At 63.5% G+C, this 17,891-nt stretch carries 18 protein-coding genes; 11 read left to right on the top strand and 7 right to left on the bottom strand.

Annotated elements, in window-relative coordinates; all coding sequences use genetic code 11:
• Nucleotides 1–58: 58 nt before the first annotated feature.
• On the bottom strand, nucleotides 59–517 hold the full coding sequence (locus M1D34_RS21700; protein WP_498781921.1) for a helix-turn-helix domain-containing protein: 459 nt from the start codon (nucleotides 515–517) through the stop codon (nucleotides 59–61).
• Nucleotides 518–761: 244 nt separating this feature from the next.
• Between M1D34_RS21700 and M1D34_RS21695 the strand changes: the two genes are divergently transcribed.
• The 9 genes from M1D34_RS21695 to M1D34_RS21655 all read left to right on the top strand — a co-directional run bounded on the left by M1D34_RS21695 (nucleotide 762) and on the right by M1D34_RS21655 (nucleotide 9,340).
• Nucleotides 762–1,298 carry a gluconokinase gene (locus M1D34_RS21695; protein WP_498781919.1) on the top strand — a complete coding sequence of 179 codons (537 nt, stop codon included), beginning with the start codon at nucleotides 762–764 and terminating at the stop codon, nucleotides 1,296–1,298.
• A gap of 183 nt (nucleotides 1,299–1,481) precedes the next feature.
• On the top strand, nucleotides 1,482–2,645 hold the full coding sequence (locus tag M1D34_RS21690; RefSeq protein WP_498781917.1) for an isovaleryl-CoA dehydrogenase: 1,164 nt from the start codon (nucleotides 1,482–1,484) through the stop codon (nucleotides 2,643–2,645).
• Nucleotides 2,646–2,672: 27 nt separating this feature from the next.
• A complete protein-coding gene (locus tag M1D34_RS21685; RefSeq protein ID WP_014527290.1) occupies nucleotides 2,673–4,280 on the top strand; it encodes a carboxyl transferase domain-containing protein in 1,608 nt (535 codons plus the stop codon).
• Nucleotides 4,281–4,294: 14 nt separating this feature from the next.
• A complete protein-coding gene (locus M1D34_RS21680) occupies nucleotides 4,295–4,678 on the top strand; it encodes a RidA family protein (protein ID WP_498781914.1) in 384 nt (127 codons plus the stop codon).
• 16 nt (nucleotides 4,679–4,694) lie between these two features.
• Complete coding sequence (locus M1D34_RS21675) at nucleotides 4,695–6,683, top strand: acetyl/propionyl/methylcrotonyl-CoA carboxylase subunit alpha (RefSeq protein WP_498781912.1); 1,989 nt, start codon at nucleotides 4,695–4,697, stop codon at nucleotides 6,681–6,683.
• Nucleotides 6,680–7,549 carry a hydroxymethylglutaryl-CoA lyase gene (locus tag M1D34_RS21670; protein WP_498781910.1) on the top strand — a complete coding sequence of 290 codons (870 nt, stop codon included), beginning with the start codon at nucleotides 6,680–6,682 and terminating at the stop codon, nucleotides 7,547–7,549. Before M1D34_RS21675 ends, M1D34_RS21670 begins: the two co-directional genes overlap by 4 nt.
• A complete protein-coding gene (locus M1D34_RS21665) occupies nucleotides 7,546–8,331 on the top strand; it encodes a crotonase/enoyl-CoA hydratase family protein (RefSeq protein ID WP_014530513.1) in 786 nt (261 codons plus the stop codon). The genes M1D34_RS21670 and M1D34_RS21665 overlap by 4 nt, the downstream gene beginning before the upstream one ends.
• A gap of 76 nt (nucleotides 8,332–8,407) precedes the next feature.
• A complete protein-coding gene (locus tag M1D34_RS21660) occupies nucleotides 8,408–8,779 on the top strand; it encodes an antitoxin Xre/MbcA/ParS toxin-binding domain-containing protein (protein WP_003534594.1) in 372 nt (123 codons plus the stop codon).
• Nucleotides 8,780–8,785: 6 nt separating this feature from the next.
• Nucleotides 8,786–9,340 carry an RES family NAD+ phosphorylase gene (locus M1D34_RS21655; protein ID WP_498781908.1) on the top strand — a complete coding sequence of 185 codons (555 nt, stop codon included), beginning with the start codon at nucleotides 8,786–8,788 and terminating at the stop codon, nucleotides 9,338–9,340.
• A gap of 146 nt (nucleotides 9,341–9,486) precedes the next feature.
• On the opposite strand, the gene M1D34_RS21650 is transcribed toward M1D34_RS21655, so the two are convergent.
• The 6 genes from M1D34_RS21650 to M1D34_RS21625 all read right to left on the bottom strand — a co-directional run bounded on the left by M1D34_RS21650 (nucleotide 9,487) and on the right by M1D34_RS21625 (nucleotide 16,163).
• A complete protein-coding gene (locus tag M1D34_RS21650; RefSeq protein WP_498781906.1) occupies nucleotides 9,487–10,857 on the bottom strand; it encodes an FAD-binding oxidoreductase in 1,371 nt (456 codons plus the stop codon).
• A gap of 110 nt (nucleotides 10,858–10,967) precedes the next feature.
• Nucleotides 10,968–12,071 carry a sulfate/molybdate ABC transporter ATP-binding protein gene (locus M1D34_RS21645; RefSeq protein ID WP_498781904.1) on the bottom strand — a complete coding sequence of 368 codons (1,104 nt, stop codon included), beginning with the start codon at nucleotides 12,069–12,071 and terminating at the stop codon, nucleotides 10,968–10,970.
• Nucleotides 12,072–12,086: 15 nt separating this feature from the next.
• A complete protein-coding gene (gene cysW / locus M1D34_RS21640) occupies nucleotides 12,087–12,962 on the bottom strand; it encodes a sulfate ABC transporter permease subunit CysW (RefSeq protein ID WP_498781902.1) in 876 nt (291 codons plus the stop codon).
• The gene (cysT, locus tag M1D34_RS21635; RefSeq protein ID WP_010975580.1) at nucleotides 12,952–13,818 is read right to left on the bottom strand and encodes a sulfate ABC transporter permease subunit CysT; all 867 of its coding nucleotides are present in this window, start codon (nucleotides 13,816–13,818) and stop codon (nucleotides 12,952–12,954) included. Before cysT ends, cysW begins: the two co-directional genes overlap by 11 nt.
• Nucleotides 13,815–14,840 carry a sulfate ABC transporter substrate-binding protein gene (locus M1D34_RS21630; RefSeq protein ID WP_127615777.1) on the bottom strand — a complete coding sequence of 342 codons (1,026 nt, stop codon included), beginning with the start codon at nucleotides 14,838–14,840 and terminating at the stop codon, nucleotides 13,815–13,817. The genes cysT and M1D34_RS21630 overlap by 4 nt, the downstream gene beginning before the upstream one ends.
• Before the next feature lie 264 nt (nucleotides 14,841–15,104).
• Nucleotides 15,105–16,163, bottom strand: a complete 1,059-nt coding sequence (locus M1D34_RS21625) for a D-TA family PLP-dependent enzyme (RefSeq protein WP_498781899.1) — start codon at nucleotides 16,161–16,163, stop codon at nucleotides 15,105–15,107.
• Nucleotides 16,164–16,320: 157 nt separating this feature from the next.
• Here M1D34_RS21625 and M1D34_RS21620 point away from each other — a divergent pair, with 157 nt between their 5' ends.
• Both M1D34_RS21620 and M1D34_RS21615 read left to right on the top strand, forming a co-directional pair.
• Nucleotides 16,321–17,163: a transporter substrate-binding protein gene (locus tag M1D34_RS21620; RefSeq protein WP_498781897.1), complete on the top strand. Its 843-nt coding sequence runs from the start codon at nucleotides 16,321–16,323 to the stop codon at nucleotides 17,161–17,163.
• 63 nt (nucleotides 17,164–17,226) lie between these two features.
• Nucleotides 17,227–17,889 carry an amino acid ABC transporter permease gene (locus M1D34_RS21615; protein WP_015456655.1) on the top strand — a complete coding sequence of 221 codons (663 nt, stop codon included), beginning with the start codon at nucleotides 17,227–17,229 and terminating at the stop codon, nucleotides 17,887–17,889.
• The last annotated feature ends 2 nt before the right edge of the window (nucleotides 17,890–17,891 follow it).

The raw sequence follows: 17,891 nt of genomic DNA, 5'->3' as shown, positions 1-17,891 counted from the left end.
CGGAGGCAGCCTGTCCGCCGCCAATCGTCGTCACGGACAGCTATGTTCATGGCGATCTTCAGCCATGGAGTGATTCCGCGTGGCGGGCTCCGGATTGGGCCGGGGTCTGCTCCGCCTCGGGCGTCTGCGCCATCGCCGCGACGAGAGAGATGATCTTTTTGCGAAGCACCGGGTCAGTGATCTTCAGGAAGGCCCGGTTGAGAGCGATACCCTCCTTCGAGGCGACGAAGGATGAAATCTCCTGGGATTCGTGGACATCGGCAGCGGGCTTGCCCGATTGGGCGCTGCCTTCGTCCTGCTGGAAGAAAAAGCTCGGATGGACGCCGAGTATGTCGGCGATCGCCTGCAACCGGCTGGCGCCGATGCGGTTGGTGCCTTTTTCGTATTTCTGGACTTGCTGAAAGGTGATGCCGAGCCCGTCGGCGAGCTTTTCCTGGCTCAGACCTATCATCAGCCTGCGCATGCGAACACGCGAGCCGACAAAGGCATCGATCGGGTTAGGATCCTTCTTGTTCATCTGGTAGTCTCCTCGCGAGTTCGATTCAGCTTATGGCATATAAGTTTGCTTGAATGGACGCTGCGATGCAATCAGCACGCGCCGCTTTCTGTGGCAAAACTCAACTTTCCAATGATTGCCGAGTTCGAAACGCCGGCCGGCAGTGCCGCACCGGGGGCAAGGCGCAGCATTCATGTATCGAGACGTTGTCGTCGAATCGGATAGGATCCAAGGGAACATCAGTAGGGAGTGAAAGCCTGAGACAATGAGTATTGAGTACAAATCAGAAGCAACCGCGGCACGGCGCTTTCCCGGCTCGATCGTCGTCATGGGCGTCTCGGGCAGCGGCAAATCGTCGGTGGGGGAGGCGATCGCCGAGGCTTGCGGGTATCCCTTCATCGAAGGCGACGCGCTCCATCCTCCGGAAAACATCAGGAAAATGTCCGAGGGGATTCCGCTCACCGACGACGACCGCTGGCCGTGGCTCGCTGCGATCGGAGAGCGGCTGGCGAGCCGGGAGCCGGTCGTCGTTTCCTGCTCCGCCCTTAAGCGCAGCTACAGGGACAAGCTTCGAGAAAGTGCTCCCGGTGGCCTGGCCTTCGTCTTTCTCCACGGCAGCGAGTCCGTGCTTGCGGAGCGGATGCACCACCGCACAGGGCATTTCATGCCGTCCTCATTGCTGCAGACGCAGCTTGCGACGCTGGAGGACCCGAGGGGGGAGATAAGGACGGTCGCCGTAGACGTCGCCCAGCCGCTGGCGGAGATCGTCCGCGAGGCGCTTGCAGGTCTCGCCCGTCTGTAAGGTTGCGTTTCGCAATCCCGCGGCTGTCTTTGCAGATCGTGCTTGGCACGCCGGCTCTTTGGAAGGAAATTAGCCGGCGGCGATGTTATCGTTCGCGACGATGAGCGGCGGCGGCAGATCGCAGCGGCTCGCCTCTGCTCGGCGATGGGGAGATCGTGGAGCGGGCGTCGGGAGGAGATGGAAATGTTTGAAGCCGGATTGAACTTCGCGCTCGGCGAGGAGATCGATGCGCTGCGCGAGAGCGTGCGCCGCTTCGCTTCCGAGCGAATCGCGCCGCTTGCCGACGATGCCGACCGCAGCAATGCCTTTCCGGTGCCGCTCTGGCGGGAGATGGGAGAACTCGGCCTGCTCGGCATCACCGCCGACGAGGCCCATGGCGGTGCGGGACTCGGCTATCTCGCCCATTGCGTGGCGATGGAAGAGATAAGCCGCGCATCCGCTTCGGTGGGCTTGAGCTACGGTGCCCACTCCAATCTCTGCGTCAATCAGATCAACCGCAACGGCAAACCGGCACAGAAGAGCAGATATCTGCCGAAGCTGATTTCGGGCGAGCATGTCGGGGCGCTTGCCATGTCCGAGCCCGGCGCCGGCTCCGATGTTGTTTCGATGAAACTCAGGGCAGACAAGCGCGGCGACCGTTATGTCCTGAACGGCAGCAAGATGTGGATCACCAACGGCCCGGACGCAGATGTCCTGGTCGTCTACGCCAAGACCGATCCGGCAGCCGGACCGCGCGGCATCACCGCTTTCCTGGTGGAAAAGGCATTTCCCGGCTTCTCGGCCGGCCAGAAGCTCGACAAGCTCGGCATGCGCGGATCGAACACGTCGGAACTCATCTTCACGGATTGCGAGGTGCCGGAGGAAAACGTGCTCGGCGGCGTGGGCGAGGGCGTCAAGGTGCTGATGTCCGGCCTCGATTACGAGCGGGTCGTGCTTTCTGCCGGACCGCTCGGGATCATGGCCGCTTGCCTCGATGTCGTCGTCCCCTATCTCCATGAGCGCAAGCAGTTCGGGCAACCGATCGGCGAGTTCCAGTTGATGCAGGGAAAGCTTGCCGACATGTATGTGACGATGAATGCCGCGCGGGCCTATGTCTATGCCGTTGCAGCCGCCTGCGACCGTGGCGAGACTGCGCGCAAGGACGCGGCCGGCTGTATTCTCTATGCGGCGGAAAAGGCGACGGCCATGGCGCTGGAGGCGATACAGGCGCTGGGCGGCAATGGCTACACCAACGATTATCCGGCAGGCCGGCTGCTGCGCGACGCCAAGCTGTACGAGATCGGCGCGGGCACGAGCGAGATCCGTCGCATGCTGATCGGACGGGAGCTCTTCGCCGAAACGAAATAGGCCGAATAGGTAACGCTTGGGGGGAGCATGACAGTATTGCGTTCGCACATTTCGCCGTCCTCGGAGGAGTTCAAGGCGAACCGCGCGGCCATGACGGAGGCCATCGCGACGATCGAGGACGCGGTGCGCCTGGCCGCAGCCGGCGGCGGCGAGACGGCGCGCGAGCGCCACGTCAGCCGCGGCAAGCTCCTGCCGCGGGACCGGCTTGCTACTCTCATCGATCCGGGCACGCCTTTTCTGGAGGTCGGAGCCACCGCCGCATATGGGATGTACAACGACGATGCGCCGGGCGCGGGCCTGATCACCGGCATCGGCCGGATTTCCGGCCGCGAGTGCATGATCGTCTGTAACGATCCGACGGTCAAAGGCGGCACCTATTATCCGCTGACAGTCAAGAAGCATTTGCGCGCGCAGGAGATCGCGGCGGAGAACCGGCTCCCCTGCGTCTATCTTGTCGATTCCGGCGGCGCGAACCTGCCGAACCAGGACGAGGTATTTCCGGATCGGGACCATTTCGGCCGCATCTTCTACAACCAGGCCAACATGTCTGCGGCTGGCATTCCTCAGATCGCGGTGGTCATGGGATCCTGCACGGCGGGCGGCGCCTATGTGCCGGCGATGTCCGACGAAGCGATCATCGTCGAAAAGCAGGGCACCATCTTTCTCGCAGGTCCGCCGCTCGTTCGCGCGGCGACCGGAGAGGTCGTCTCGGCCGAAGACCTTGGCGGCGCCGACGTCCACACGCGTCTTTCGGGCGTTGCCGATCACCTTGCGCGCGACGATGCGCATGCGCTGGCATTGGCGCGCCGCGCCGTTTCGGCCTTGAACCGTGAGAAGCCCTGGACGGTCGAGCGCATAGAGCCGGAGCCGCCACTCTACGATCCGGAGGAGATCGCCGGCATCGTCCCCGCCGACCTCAAGACGCCCTACGAAATCCGCGAGGTGATCGCCCGGCTTGTCGACGGTTCCCGCTTCGACGAGTTCAAGGCGCGGTTCGGCACCACGCTCGTCTGCGGGTTCGCCCATGTCCACGGCATTCCCGTCGGGATCGTCGCCAATAATGGCGTGCTCTTCTCGGAATCGGCCGTCAAGGGAGCCCATTTCGTGGAGCTCTGCGCCCAGCGCAGGATTCCGCTGGTCTTTCTGCAGAACATCACCGGCTTCATGGTCGGCCGCAAATACGAGACGGAGGGAATTGCCAAGCACGGCGCCAAGCTGGTGACCGCAGTCGCCACCGTGAAGGTGCCGAAGATCACCATGCTGGTCGGCGGCTCGTTCGGGGCAGGCAATTACGGAATGTGCGGGCGCGCCTTCTCGCCGCGATTCCTCTGGACGTGGCCGAACAGCCGCATCTCGGTCATGGGCGGCGAACAGGCGGCAGGCGTGCTCTCCTCGGTGCGCGGCGAAGCCTTGAAGCGGTCAGGGAAACCGTGGAGCGAAGAGGAGGAGGCCCGCTTCCGCCAGCCGGTGCTCGATCTGTTCGAACGTCAGAGCCATCCGCTCTATGCGTCGGCAAGGCTTTGGGATGACGGCGTGATCGATCCGCGCAAGAGCCGCGACGTGCTGGCGCTGTCTCTGTCGGCGGCCTTGAACGCGCCCATCGAGGAAACGCGCTTCGGACTGTTCAGAATGTGACGAGAGGTCCCGAGATGAAACGCGACAACATCAATGCCCTGAATGCACCGCAGCCGCGCGGCGGTTATTCGCAGGCTGTCAGCATCGAGGATTTCCGGCGCGTGCTTTTCGTCAGCGGTCAAATTCCGGTGACGTCCGACGACGTCGTGCCGGAAGGTTTCGAAGCGCAGGCGCGCCAGGTCTGGCTGAACGTCGATGCGCAGCTCAAGGCGGCCGGCATGTCGAAGATGGATATCGTCAAGGTCACGACCTATCTCGCCGACAGACAACATGTCGCCGAGAACCGTGAAATCCGCAACGATTATCTCGGCTCGCTGGCGCCGGCAATGACGGTGGTGATCACCGGCATTTTCGATTCGGCCTGGCTCATGGAAGTCGAAGTGGTCGCGGCGCAATAGATCGGAAAAGAGGCGTATGTTTTCGAAGCTCCTGATTGCCAATCGCGGTGAGATCGCCTGCCGCATCATCCGCACCGCGCGACGGCTCGGCGTCCGCACCGTCGCCGTCTATTCCGACGCAGACGGAGACGCGCTGCATGTGGCGCTCGCCGACGAGGCGATCCGGATCGGGGGGGCGCCCGCTGCCGAAAGCTATCTGGCGATCGCGCCTATCGTTCAAGCGGCAAGAAGCGTCGGCGCACAAGCCATTCATCCGGGCTATGGCTTCCTGTCGGAGAACGCCGATTTCGCCGAAGCTGTCGAAAATGCCGGCATGGTATTCGTCGGCCCGCCGCCGGCCGCGATCCGCGCAATGGGTCTCAAGGACGCGGCTAAGGCGCTGATGGAACGGGCCGGCGTGCCGGTCGTGCCCGGCTACCACGGCGAAGAGCAGGATGTATCCTTTCTTGCCGACAGGGCACGGGAAATCGGCTATCCGGTGCTGATCAAGGCGCGGGCGGGCGGCGGCGGCAAAGGCATGCGCCGGGTCGAGCGGCAGGAGGATTTCGGCCCGGCGCTGGAGGCCGCACGACGGGAGGCCGAATCCGCCTTCGGCGACGGCTCGGTGCTTCTCGAGCGCTATCTGACGAAGCCGCGTCACATCGAGATGCAGGTCTTCGGCGACCGGCACGGCAATATCGCGCACCTCTTCGAGCGCGACTGCTCGCTGCAACGGCGACATCAGAAGGTGATAGAGGAGGCGCCGGCGCCCGGCATGACGGCCGAGGTCCGCCGTGCCATGGGCGATGCGGCGGTCAGGGCCGCCCAGGCGATCGGCTATGTCGGTGCCGGCACGGTGGAATTCATCGCCGACGTGACCAACGGTCTCTGGCCGGATCACTTCTATTTCATGGAGATGAACACACGGCTGCAGGTGGAGCATCCCGTCACTGAAGCGATCACCGGCATCGATCTCGTTGAATGGCAGTTGCGGGTTGCCAGCGGCGAGCCGCTGCCTAAGAAACAGGCCGATATCTCAATGAACGGCTGGGCCTTCGAGGCGCGCCTTTATGCGGAGGACCCGGCCCGGGGCTTCCTGCCGGCGACCGGGCGACTGACGCATTTGAGCTTTCCCGAGGATACTGCGCGGATTGATTCCGGCGTCCGGCGGGGGGATACCATCACGCCCTATTACGATCCCCTGGTTGCCAAGGTGATCGTCCATGGCCAGAACCGTTCGGCGGCGCTCGGCCGGTTGCAGGACGCGCTCAAGGAATGCCGCATCGGCGGCACGGTCACGAACCGCGATTTTCTCATCCGCCTGACGGAAGAGCATGACTTCCGCTCCGGCCATCCGGATACCGGGCTGATCGATCGCGAGATCGAGCGCCTGACCGCGCCCGTCGCACCTGGTGACGAGGCGCTGGCGCTGGCGGCGATCATTTCGACCGGCGCGCTCGATCCGAACATGTCGACCGATCCATGGTCGTCGCTCGGCTCCTGGCAGATCTGGGGCGACGCGCACCGCATGGTGGTGATCGACCATGCGGACGTGCGCGCAACCGTCACTCTGGCTTCGCGCGGCCGCGACCAGTTCGCCGTGCGTGCCGGCGCGAGCACGCTGCCCGTCCTCGTGCTCGACCGCTTCGAGGGTGGTGCCCGGCTCGAGGTGGCCGGGCAGAAGCGCCTGATCCGTTTCTCGCGGGATCGCGAGGCGTTGACGCTCTTTCATGGCGGGCGCAACCTGGTTTTCCATCTGCCGGACGGATTGACCGGCGGGCAGAGCAGCGAGATCGCCGACGACGAGCTAGTCGCGCCGATGCCGGGTCTCGTAAAGTTGGTGCGGGTCGGCGCCGGCGACGCAGTGACAAAGGGACAGGCGCTCGTCGTTATGGAGGCGATGAAGATGGAACTGACGCTCTCTGCCTCACGCGAGGGCACAATCGCCAATGTGCATGTGGCAGAAGGCGCCCAGGTCAGCGAGGGCACGGTGCTCGTGACGCTGTTGGAGGAGGCTGCGCAATGACGTCCCCGGCAAAGGAGCGCGTCACGATTGTCGAGGTGGCGCCGCGCGACGGTCTTCAAAACGAGTCGCGGCTCGTTGCAACCGTGGACAAGGTCAGGCTCGTCGATCTGCTCTCCGACTGCGGTTACGAGCGTGTCGAAGTGACGAGCTTCGTCAGTCCGCGCTGGGTACCGCAACTGGCCGACGCGCCGGCCGTGATGGCCGGCATCGTCCGGCGCCCCGGCACGCGTTATGCGGCGCTGACGCCCAACATGCGCGGTTTCGAGGCGGCGCTTGCGGCTGGCGCAGACGAGGTGGCGATCTTTGCCTCGGCGTCGGAAAGCTTCTCCGAGAAGAACATCAACTGTTCGATTGCCGAAAGCATCGAGCGTTTTCGGCCGGTCGCCGAGGCAAGCCGGCATCGAGGCGTTCCCCTGCGGGGCTATGTGAGCTGTGTCGTCGAATGTCCCTATGAGGGCGCGATCGTGCCGGCGGAGACCGCCCGCGTCGCGCGGCTGCTTGCCGACCTCGGCTGCTACGAGATCAGTCTCGGCGACACGATCGGGCGCGGCACGCCGGAAGCGGTTGATGCGATGGTGGCAGCCGCGCTCCGCGAGATCGATGCACCGAAACTCGCCGGACATTTCCACGATACGTCCGGCCGGGCACTGGAGAATATCGCGGTGGCACTGGAGCGCGGTATCAGGGTTTTCGACGCCTCCGCCGGCGGGCTCGGCGGTTGTCCTTATGCGCCGGGAGCGGCCGGCAATGTCGATACGCTTGCCGTGAACGCCTTTCTCGAGGCGCAGGGTTTTGCCACCGGCCTCGACTCGGAAAAACTCGACCGCGCCGCTGCTTTTGCACGATCGCTGAGGAGCACAGCATGACCTTCGATACGATCCGTTGTGCCATCGACCAGCGCGGGGTCGCCCGGGTGACGCTTGCCCGTTCGGAAAAGCACAATGCGCTTTCCGCCACCATGATCGGCGAATTGACGGCCGTCGCAGGCCGGCTCGCAACCGATGCATCGATCAGGGCCGTCATTCTCGACGCGGAAGGCAAGAGTTTCTGTGCCGGCGGCGATCTCGACTGGATGCGTCAGCAGTTTTCCGCCGACCGGCCGACGCGGATTGCCGAGGCGACGCGGCTTGCGATGATGTTGAAGGCGCTGAACGATCTGCCGAAGCCGCTCATCGCACGCGTGCATGGGAACGCCTTCGGCGGCGGCGTCGGGCTGATCAGCGTCTGCGATACGGTGATCGCCGCTTCCGGTGCTCAATTCGGCCTGACCGAAACGCGCCTCGGGCTGATCCCGGCGACGATCAGCCCATATGTCATTGCCCGGACAGGCGAGGCGAGGGCGCGGCCGCTGTTCATGTCGGCGCGGGTGTTCGGTGCGGAGGAGGCGAAGGTCGCGGGCTTCGTGACGACGGTCGTCGACGGCACCATGCTCGACGGGGCCGTCGAAGCCGCGGTGACGGCCTATCTCGTCGCGGCTCCGGGCGCTGCCGGGCGGGCGAAGCGGCTTGCGCGGTCGCTGGGTCTTCCCATCACCGACGCCGTCATCGCCGCGACGATAGAGCAGCTTGCCGATACCTGGGAAACGGACGAAGCACGGGAGGGCGTGTCGGCCTTCTTCGAACGGCGCAATCCATCCTGGCGGCAATGAGCCGAGCTTGCGCTTGAATTGACGGGAAATCGACCCTATTTTTATAGAGACACGATCAAAACAGGATCGATTTCTCATGATGGCCGTTGATTTCCAGATACCTGCAGCCCGTTTCGGGGACGATCATTCCCCGTTTCTCTCGGCCCGCCTTGTCGCCGACCGGTTGGGCGTCACGCTCGCCGAACTCGCCAAGCTGATCGGTGTCGCCCGCAATACGCTGACGGCGAAATCCGGCGCCCGGAAGGTCGACAGCGCCTTGAGCAAGGTGGTCCGTATCCTCGCCATGGCTTCGGAAATGGCGGGCGACGAAGCCCGCGCCGTCATCTGGTTCAAGCACCAGCCTATCCCCGGCTGGGCAGGCAAGACGGCATTCGACCTGGTCGGCGAGGGCAAGGCCGACAAGGTGCTCGCCTATCTCGAATCGGTACGTGCCGGCGTCTACGCTTAAGACGGGATGAGGAAGCACGTTCCGCCCGCATCGCGATCCGATCCGGAACCGACATCGCCGGTCGAGCCGATAACGCTCTGGCGCGCCTTCGTTCCACGCTGGGCGCATATGCCGCTATCCGGCGCGGGTGCCGCTCGCTTCGGTGGCCGCTGGAACCCGATCGGCATGCCTGCCATCTATGGCGCGCGCGAGCTTTCCACTGCCTGGGCTGAATATAATCAGGGTTTCGTCCAGCATCCGGCGCTCATCGTGCAGCTCGAGTTGCGCGGGGCGAGGCTCGCGGACCTCACGGATGCCAGCGTTCTTCTGGAGCTTGGTGTGGATGAGGCGATCCATCGCTGCGAATGGCGTGATGCGCTCGACAAAGGCGCGGTGCCGGAGACCCACAGGCTGCAGTCGGAGCTTCTGGCGCGCGACTATCACGGGGTGATCTATCCATCCTTCATGTCGCCCGGGGGCACCTGCGTCGCGCTCTGGCGCTGGAACGGTGCGGAAGAACCGCGTCTCGACGTCATCGATCCCGATGGCCGGCTGCCGAAATCGCCCGCCTCATGGGTTTGAGCCCAAAAAGTGCCCTCATCCGGCCTGCCGGCCCCCGCAGGCAGGGCGAAGGGGACTCGCAGCGCCGACTTCGTCCCCTCTCCCCGTTCGACGGGGAGAGGGTTAGTCCTCGGGTTAAACCCGAGGAGAGGGGGCAAATTTCCACGCTAAATCGAGCCCAGCACCTTGCCGGGATTGAGAATGCCGTTCGGGTCGAGCGCATTCTTGATGCGCCGCATGAGTTCGAGTTCCGCCGGACTGCGGGAGCGATCGAGAAAGTCGCGCTTCAGGAGGCCGATCCCGTGCTCGGCCGAAACCGAGCCGCTATACATGCCGACCAGTCCGTAGACGACGGCGTCGACCGCGTGCGCCGTTTCCTCGGTTGCGCCCGGAACGGAAAAGGCGATGTGAAGGTTGCTGTCGCCGACATGGCCGAAGAACGACACGTGCGCTTCGGGGAACTTGGCCCGAAGCGCCTTGCCGCATTCGTCGGCGAAGCGGCCGATTTCGCCGATCGGCAGGCTTACATCGAAGTTGAGGAGCAGGGGCAGCCGGTCCAGCGCGTGGCCCTCGCGGATACGCCAGAAGGTTTGAACCTCCTTTTGCGATTGCGCGATCAGCGCGTCGCCGATCACGCCGTCCTCCAGGGCTCGCCCGAGAAACGCTTCGAACCGTTCGCGTTCCGCTTCATGGCCTTGCAGGTCCTCTTCCACGATGACTGCGAAAGCGGGAGTGGCTTCGAAGAGCCTGAGCCCTTCGGCCACGCAGTTGAAACGGAAATAGCTCTCCCACATTGCCTCATATGCGGAGAGGCCGGCGAGTTCCTTCTGTGCCCGCTTGAGCAGAGCGACGACATTCTCATAGCTGTCGAGCGCGCAGAGCGCCGTCAGCCGCCCGGCCGGTAGCGGGCGCAGGCGCAGCACCGCCCGCGTGATAATGCCGAGCGTGCCTTCCGAACCGATGAAGAGCTGCCGCAGGTCGTAGCCCGTGTTGTTCTTTATCATCTTGTTCATCGACGAAAGCACGGTTCCGTCGGCAAGAACGGCCTCGAGCCCCAGCACATTGTCGCGCGCCACACCGTTGCGGATGACCCGGATGCCGCCGGCATTCGTGGCCAGATTACCGCCGACCTGGCAGGAGCCGCGGGCCCCTAGATCGATCGGCAACAGGAAACCCGCATCCTCGGCCGCGCGCTGGGCGACTTCGAGGGGTGTTCCGGCGAGAACCGTCATCGTACCCGCCGCCGCATCGATCTCCTCGATGCCGGAAAGTCTCTCCAGCGAAATGGCAACGTCGCCAGCGCACGGATTGGCGCCGCCAGCGAGCCCCGTCAAGCCGCCCTGCGGCACCACGGCCTGCCGATGCGCGTTGCAGATCCTCAGCGCGTCGGCGACCTCGGCAACGCTTGCCGGGCGAACGACCGCCAAAGGGAGAATCCGGCCCGTGAGGCTCGCATCGCCGCGGTAGCGTTCGGCGATCCGGTCGCCGGTGAGCACGGCATCGCCGAGTGCGCTCGTGAGATCATCGATAACAGACATTGGACGGTTTCTACCGCAGGATTCATTCGATCGGAACGATTAATTCGGCAGATCAAAGCCCGGCGTCCAGACCGGGCGAATCCGCGCTTCCACAGCCCGGGTTCACCGCCTCACGTGCCGGTGGCCGCGAGCACGGGCGCCTCCGCCTCTATCGGCGGTGCTTCCTTTTGTCCGCCCTTGCGGAATAGCTTCCATCGCGTCGGCCGGAAGGCGATGCGCGTGTGGTCGGTGGAGGCGGCGCGTTCCGGCGGCAGCTCGATTTCGACCGGAGGGTGCTTACGTCCGAGATCGAGTTCCAGATGCCGGGTGCCCGCCACGCGCCTGCTGGCCGTGACCAGGCCGGCGAGGCAACCGCCGCAGCCGTCGATGAGTTCCACGTCGTGCGGGCGGAAATAGAGGGTTGCGGCGCCGTCGGGCTCATTCCCGGCACGAAGGCCGATCGGGCGGTCCTCGTGCCAGATTTCGCCATTGGCGAGGGTGACGTCGAGGCAGTTGGATTGTCCGATGAAGCCGTAGACGAAGGGCGAGACCGGATGGTCATAGATCTCGTCGGGCGTGCCGACCTGCTCGATCGCGCCCTTGCTCATCACGACGACGCGATCGGCAAGCTCGAGTGCTTCCTCCTGGTCGTGAGTGACGAAGATCGTGGTATGGCCGGTGCGGTCGTGGATTTCGCGCAGCCACCGCCTCAGTTCCTTGCGCACCTGCGCATCGAGCGCGCCGAAAGGCTCGTCGAGGAGCAGAACGTTGGGTTCGACGGCCATGGCGCGGGCGAGCGCGACGCGCTGGCGCTGCCCGCCCGAAAGCTGGGCCGGGTAGCGTTTCTCCAGCCCGGAGAGCTGCACGAGTTCCAGCAGGTCGACCGCTCTGCGGCGGATGTCGGCAGCCGCCGGCCGCCGTTTGGCGGGCCGCACCTTCAGGCCGAAGGCGACGTTGTCGAGCACCGTCATGTGGCGGAACAGCGCGTAATGCTGGAAAACGAAGCCGATGTTGCGCTGCTGGACGGTCTTCTTCGACGCATCCTCGTCGCCGAAGAAGATCGTGCCTTCGGTCGGGCTTTCGAGCCCGGCGACCAGCCGCAGCAGCGTGGTCTTGCCGGAGCCGGAGGGGCCGAGGAGCGCAATCAGTTCACCCGACCGGATGTCGAGGGAAACGTCTTCGAGCGCGGGGAAACGGCCGAATTCCTTGCGAATGTTCTGGACGCGGACTTCCATGGAGGTCTGGACCTTTCAGTGCCTGCGGCTGGCAGCGATCTCGTCGCTGTAGCGAAGTTCAAGAGCAGTCTTCAAAACAAGCGTTACCAGCGCCAGGAGCGCAAGGAGCGCTGCCACCGCAAAGGCGGCGACGAAATTATATTCATTATAGAGGATTTCGACCTGCAACGGCATGGTGTTCGTTTGGCCGCGAATATGGCCGGACACGACCGAGACCGCACCGAACTCGCCCATGGCGCGGGCATTGCAAAGAAGCACGCCGTAGAGCAGACCCCATTTTATATTGGGAAGCGTCACATGCCAGAAGGTCTGCCAGCCGGTGGCCCCGAGCGAGAGTGCCGCTTCCTCGTCGGCCGTTCCCTGTTCCTGCATCAGCGGAATCAATTCACGCGCGACGAAGGGGAAGGTCACGAAGACGGTGGCGAGCACGAGGCCCGGAACGGCAAAGAGGATCTGGATGCCGTAGCTCTGCAGGATCGGTCCGAGCACGCTATGGGAGCTGAAGAGCAGCACGAAAACGAGGCCGGAGATCACAGGCGAAACGGAGAAGGGCAGGTCGATCAGCGTCGTCAGGAACGCCTTGCCCTTGAACTCGAATTTCGCGATGGCCCAGGCAGCCGCCACCCCGAAGACGAGATTGAGCGGCACGGCGATCCCCGCGACGAGCAGTGTCAGCCGGATCGCGGAAAAGGTTTCCGGATCGCCAAGCGCCGTGAAGAACTCCATTGCTCCTTTGCGGAACGCCTCGATGAACACCGTGGCGAGCGGCAGAAGCAGGAAGAGCGCGACGAAACCGAGCGCTACGATGGTCAGGACCACGCGCGAAAGCCGCGTTTCCGACGTTGCGGCCGTCACAAGCGTATTCGAAGCGTAACCGGCATCATGCGCCATAACCATATCTCCGTCTGCTCCACGCCTGGATCACATTGATAACCAGCAGCATCATGAAGGAAAGCAGGAGCATCACCGCGGCGATCGCGGTTGCTGCCGGATAGTTGAACTCCTCCAGGCGGATGACGATCAGAAGCGGCGCGATCTCCGAAACATAGGGAAGGTTGCCGGCGATGAAGATCACCGAACCATATTCGCCGACGCCGCGAGCAAAGGCGAGTGCGAAGCCGGTCAACCCGGCAGGCAGGAGACCGGGCAACAAGACCCGGCTGATCGTCTGGAAGCGGGTGGCGCCGAGGGTCGCAGCCGCCTCTTCGACTTCCTTGTCGATCTCTTCCATGATCGGCTGCACGGTGCGCACGACGAATGGCAAGCCGACGAAGATCAGCGCCACGACGATCCCGGCCGGGGTGAAGGCGATCTTGATGCCGAGCGGAGCGAGCAGCGAGCCGATCCAACCGTTCGGCGCGTAAAGCGTCGTCAGCGCAATGCCGGCGACTGCGGTCGGCAGGGCGAAGGGCAGATCGACCATGGCGTCGATCACGCGCTTGCCGGGAAAGCGATAGCGCACGAGAACCCAGGCGAGGAGCACGCCGAAGACGAGGTTGACGACGGCTGCGATGAAGGCCGTGCCGAAGCTGATCGTCAATGCATTGACCGTGCGCTCGTCAAGCGCCAGCTCCACGAATTTCGACCATCCGAGGCCACTGGAGCGCCACAGCAGTCCGGAGAGAGGAATGAGAACGATGATGGTGAGCCATGCCAGCGTGACGCCGAGCGCCAATCCGAAACCCGGAATGACGCTCGGCTGCCGGAACCGCCACCGCGTGCTGCTGCGAGCGGCCATCGATATCATTGCCCCGGTCTGTAGATCTGGTCGAAGACCCCGCCATCGCCGAAGAATTTCGGCTGAGCTTCCTTCCAGCCGCCGAAATCGTCGATCGTGACGAGCTTCAATTCGGTGAAGCGCGCGGTGTCCTTGGGATCCGCCAGTTCAGGCTTGAACGGCCGGTAGTAGTGCTTGGCCGCGATCTTCTGCCCGACATCGCTGTAGAGATAGTCGAGGTAGGCCTCGGCGACCTTGCGCGTGCCCTTGCTGTCGACGTTGCCATCGACCAGCGCAACCGGAGGCTCCGCCTTGATCGAGATCGAAGGCGTGACGATGTCGAAATTGTCGGGGCCCAGCTCTTCCAGCGACAGATAGGCTTCGTTTTCCCAGGCCAGCAATACATCGCCCAGTCCGCGCTGGACGAAGGTGGTTGTCGCACCGCGCGCGCCGGTGTCGAGAACCGGCACGTGCTTGAAGAGCTGCGCCACATATTCCTGCGCCTTCGCATCGTCTCCGTTATTGGCGGCACGTGCCCAGGCCCAGGCGGCCAGGAAATTCCAGCGAGCGCCGCCCGAAGTCTTCGGGTTGGGCGTGATCACCTGCACATCCTCCCTGACGAGATCGCCCCAATCCTTGATGCCTTTGGGGTTGCCCTTGCGGACGAGGAAGACGATGGTCGAGGTGTAGGGCGCGCTGTTGTTATCGAAGCGGGACTTCCAATCGGCGGGGATCTTGCCGCTTTCCTTGGCGATGGCGTCGATATCCGCTTCGAGTGCCAGCGTTACGACGTCCGCCTCCAGGCCGTCGATGACCGAACGGGCCTGCTTGCCGGAACCGCCATGCGATGTCTGGATCGTCACGGTTTCGCCGGTGTCGGCCTGCCATTTTTCGGCAAAGGCCGCATTGAATTCCTTGTAAAGCTCCCGAGTCGGGTCGTAGGACACGTTCAGGATTGTCGTGTCCGCATGCGCGAGGCCAATCGAGCCAAGTTGCAGGCTTCCGACGATAAGCGCCAATTTCACTATTCCGGCAAGACTATTCGAGCTCATTTCGACCTCCATCCTTTGCCAGATAAAGCTACCGATTTGGTAGACTACTGCAACGCAAACTTATGATGCTTCGAGGTGGATTCTTGAAAAGTCCTATCAATATGCGAGCTGCTGAAAGAATGCCGTGCCTGTCATCGGTCTCGGGCCTCATCGCCGATAAGATAGCACGACATTTTAGAAATGCACTAAAATAGTGGACTAATAGTTTTCGGCTGACGACGGGCCCTGAGCTCTCCCTTTGCGGCGTCGTGACCGGGCGCCCGATCAGAGGACGCGGCCGCGGGCGACGACCGGCCATGTCCCTTTTGGCCCGCCGCTCTCGATGACGTGGACCGCGTCGACCATGTTGGTCACGACGCAGGCATGGTTCGGAACGATGCGGACCTGTTCTCCGACCTGGAGGCCGATCGGACCGTCCGAGACGAGGCGGCCATGCTCCTCGGAGAGCTGGTCGATACGTATGTCGTTGCGGCCGAGCACGTGGCCGTAGCCGGTGAGACCTAGCAGGTCGGAGGTCAGGACCTTGCTGCCGGCGTCGATGATCGCCCGGTTTTCGCTGGGAACCGAGACTACGGTCGCGAGCACGGTGAGGGCACAGTCCTCCCACGACGCCACGCCACGGGCAACCAGCGACCGGTCGTTATAGATATACGTGCCCGGCCTGTGCTCGCTTGCTATCGGCGCTTCGGCTGCCTGCATCATACCCGGCGTGCCCCCTGATGTAATGCACGGAACTTCGAGCCCCTCGGCCTCGATCAGCCGCTTCGCGTCGCTCATGAAGGTCTGGACGCGTGCGGCGCCATCGGCCGGCGGATAGGTCATCAATCCGCCGAAGCGCAGTCCCGGTGCCTCGGCTATGCGCCGGGCAAGGCGCGCCGCCTCGGACGGAGTCCCGACGCCGCAGCGATCTGCTCCGGTGTTGCATTCGACGAGTACGGTCAAGGGCTTTCCGGCATCGGCGAAGAAGGCTGCGAGCCCGTCGATGACGGTCGCGTTGTCCGCGACGACGCTGACCGTCACCCTTTCGTTGAGCCGCGCCAGCCGTCCGAGTTTCTGCTCGCCGAGGAGGTTGTAAGTGATCAGCACGTCCTTGATCCGGGCGCCGCCGTCGACCATCGCCTCCGCTTCCGTCACCTTCTGGCAGGTGATGCCGATCGCCCCTGCATCGAGCTGCAGCTCCGCCATCTGCGGAAGCTTGTGGGTCTTTATGTGCGGGCGCACGCGGATGCCGTGCCGGTCGGCATAGGCCTGAAACGCAAGGACATTGCGCCGGGCGATATCGAGATCGACCAGCACGGCGGGGGTTTCGATCGGCAGTGTCATGCGGGGGCTTCCTCGATGCGAAGTGGATCGGCGGCGAATGTAGCCGATCCTGCTTGACAAGTAATGGCCCAAGGCATTTGATGGGTCAATCCGTTATTCAGGACTAATGTCCAATATACCGGAATCTATGAGTGGGAACAAAAGGGGAGATCTTTCGATGATCAGCAAATTCACGGTCGCCGCGAGTTTCGTCGCGGCCGTGCTGGCGGCCATGCCAGCGCAAGCACAACAGGCATCGAGCAAGCTCGACGAAGTTCTGAGCCGCGGTCATCTGATACTCGGCACCGGCAGCACCAACGCGCCGTGGCACTTCAAGAGCGCCGAAGACAAGCTCCAGGGTTTCGACGTCGACATGGGCCGCATCATCGCAAAGGCGCTGTTCGGCGATCCGGAGAAGATCGAGTTCGTCAACCAGTCGTCCGATGCCCGTATTCCGAACATCACCACCGGCAAGGTGGATATCACCTGCCAATTCATGACGGTTACCGGGGAACGCGCTCAGCAGATCGCCTTCACCATTCCCTATTACCGTGAAGGCGTCGGCCTGATGCTGAAGGCGGACGGCAAGTATGCCGATTACGAAGCGCTGAAAGCTGCCGGCTCGTCGGTGACGATTTCCGTATTGCAGAACGTCTATGCCGAGGACATGGTCCATGCGGCCTTGCCGGAGGCGACGGTCGACCAGTACGAATCCGTCGACCTGATCTATCAGGCGCTCGAATCCGGACGCGCCGATGCCGCCGCCACCGACCAGTCCTCGCTCGCCTGGTACATGACCCAGAACTCGGGGCGCTATAAGGACGCCGGCTATGGCTGGAACCCGCAGACCTATGCCTGCGGCGTCAGGCGCGGTGATCAGGACTGGCTGAACTTCGTCAACACGGCGCTGCACGAAGCCATGACCGGTGTCGAATTCGATTTCTATGCCAAGTCGTTCCAGACCTGGTTCGGCAAGGACCTCACCCCGCCGCAGATCGGTTTTCCCATCGAATACAAGTGAGCCCTGCCAACGGCGGCTCCGCCTGTTGGCGGAGCTGCCCTGTCCCATGAAACGGCTGCATCCATGACATATTCCTTGAACTTCGCGGCTGTGTGGCGCTCGTTCGACCTGCTTCTCGAAGGCCTGGCGCTCAGCCTCGGCCTGGCATTTGTCGCGATCCTCGCCGGTTGCGTGATCGGGCTGATCACGGCCTTCGGGCTCATTTCCAGGAGGGCGTTGCTGCGCAAGCCTGCCGGGCTCTACGTCACGGTGATCCGCAACACGCCGATCCTCGTCCTCGTCCTCTTCAGCTATTTCGCGCTTCCTGAGCTCGGAGTTCGTCTCGGCAAGATCGAGAGCTTCGTTGCCACGCTTGCAATCTATTCGGGGGCCTATCTTGCCGAAGTGTTTCGCGGCGGCCTCATCGCTATACCGCCCGGCCAGCGCGAGGCGGGGCTCGCGATCGGGCTTACGGAGATGCAGATACGCACGTCGATCATCATTCCGCTGATGCTGCGCAGCGTCCTGCCCTCGCTCGGCAGTACGATGATCTCGCTCTTCAAGGATACCTCGCTCGCCGCAGCGATCGCGGTTCCGGAACTCACCTTCGAGGCACGCAAGATCAACGTCGAGACCTTCCGCGTCATCGAGACCTGGATCGTTGCGAGTTGCCTCTATGTCGCGACCTGCTCGCTGCTGGCCGCGCTGATGCGCGCCGCCGAGCGGCGTCTTGCAGTGCCGAGGTAACC

This window comes from Ensifer sp. D2-11 (assembly GCF_054161295.1).
The sequence above is the reverse complement of the archived record's forward strand: the minus strand, read 5'-3'. Positions and strand labels throughout refer to the sequence as shown.

Excerpts from the sequence above, each read along its gene's own strand:
- M1D34_RS21700 (WP_498781921.1), bottom strand. The coding sequence starts at position 517 with ATGAACAAGAAGGATCCTAACCCGATCGATGCCTTTGTCGGCTCGCGT.
- M1D34_RS21695 (WP_498781919.1), top strand. The coding sequence starts at position 762 with ATGAGTATTGAGTACAAATCAGAAGCAACCGCGGCACGGCGCTTTCCC.
- M1D34_RS21690 (WP_498781917.1), top strand. The coding sequence starts at position 1,482 with ATGTTTGAAGCCGGATTGAACTTCGCGCTCGGCGAGGAGATCGATGCG.
- M1D34_RS21685 (WP_014527290.1), top strand. The coding sequence starts at position 2,673 with ATGACAGTATTGCGTTCGCACATTTCGCCGTCCTCGGAGGAGTTCAAG.
- M1D34_RS21680 (WP_498781914.1), top strand. The coding sequence starts at position 4,295 with ATGAAACGCGACAACATCAATGCCCTGAATGCACCGCAGCCGCGCGGC.
- M1D34_RS21675 (WP_498781912.1), top strand. The coding sequence starts at position 4,695 with ATGTTTTCGAAGCTCCTGATTGCCAATCGCGGTGAGATCGCCTGCCGC.
- M1D34_RS21670 (WP_498781910.1), top strand. The coding sequence starts at position 6,680 with ATGACGTCCCCGGCAAAGGAGCGCGTCACGATTGTCGAGGTGGCGCCG.
- M1D34_RS21665 (WP_014530513.1), top strand. The coding sequence starts at position 7,546 with ATGACCTTCGATACGATCCGTTGTGCCATCGACCAGCGCGGGGTCGCC.
- M1D34_RS21660 (WP_003534594.1), top strand. The coding sequence starts at position 8,408 with ATGATGGCCGTTGATTTCCAGATACCTGCAGCCCGTTTCGGGGACGAT.
- M1D34_RS21655 (WP_498781908.1), top strand. The coding sequence starts at position 8,786 with ATGAGGAAGCACGTTCCGCCCGCATCGCGATCCGATCCGGAACCGACA.
- M1D34_RS21650 (WP_498781906.1), bottom strand. The coding sequence starts at position 10,857 with ATGTCTGTTATCGATGATCTCACGAGCGCACTCGGCGATGCCGTGCTC.
- M1D34_RS21645 (WP_498781904.1), bottom strand. The coding sequence starts at position 12,071 with ATGGAAGTCCGCGTCCAGAACATTCGCAAGGAATTCGGCCGTTTCCCC.
- cysW (WP_498781902.1), bottom strand. The coding sequence starts at position 12,962 with ATGGCGCATGATGCCGGTTACGCTTCGAATACGCTTGTGACGGCCGCA.
- cysT (WP_010975580.1), bottom strand. The coding sequence starts at position 13,818 with ATGATATCGATGGCCGCTCGCAGCAGCACGCGGTGGCGGTTCCGGCAG.
- M1D34_RS21630 (WP_127615777.1), bottom strand. The coding sequence starts at position 14,840 with ATGAGCTCGAATAGTCTTGCCGGAATAGTGAAATTGGCGCTTATCGTC.
- M1D34_RS21625 (WP_498781899.1), bottom strand. The coding sequence starts at position 16,163 with ATGACACTGCCGATCGAAACCCCCGCCGTGCTGGTCGATCTCGATATC.
- M1D34_RS21620 (WP_498781897.1), top strand. The coding sequence starts at position 16,321 with ATGATCAGCAAATTCACGGTCGCCGCGAGTTTCGTCGCGGCCGTGCTG.
- M1D34_RS21615 (WP_015456655.1), top strand. The coding sequence starts at position 17,227 with ATGACATATTCCTTGAACTTCGCGGCTGTGTGGCGCTCGTTCGACCTG.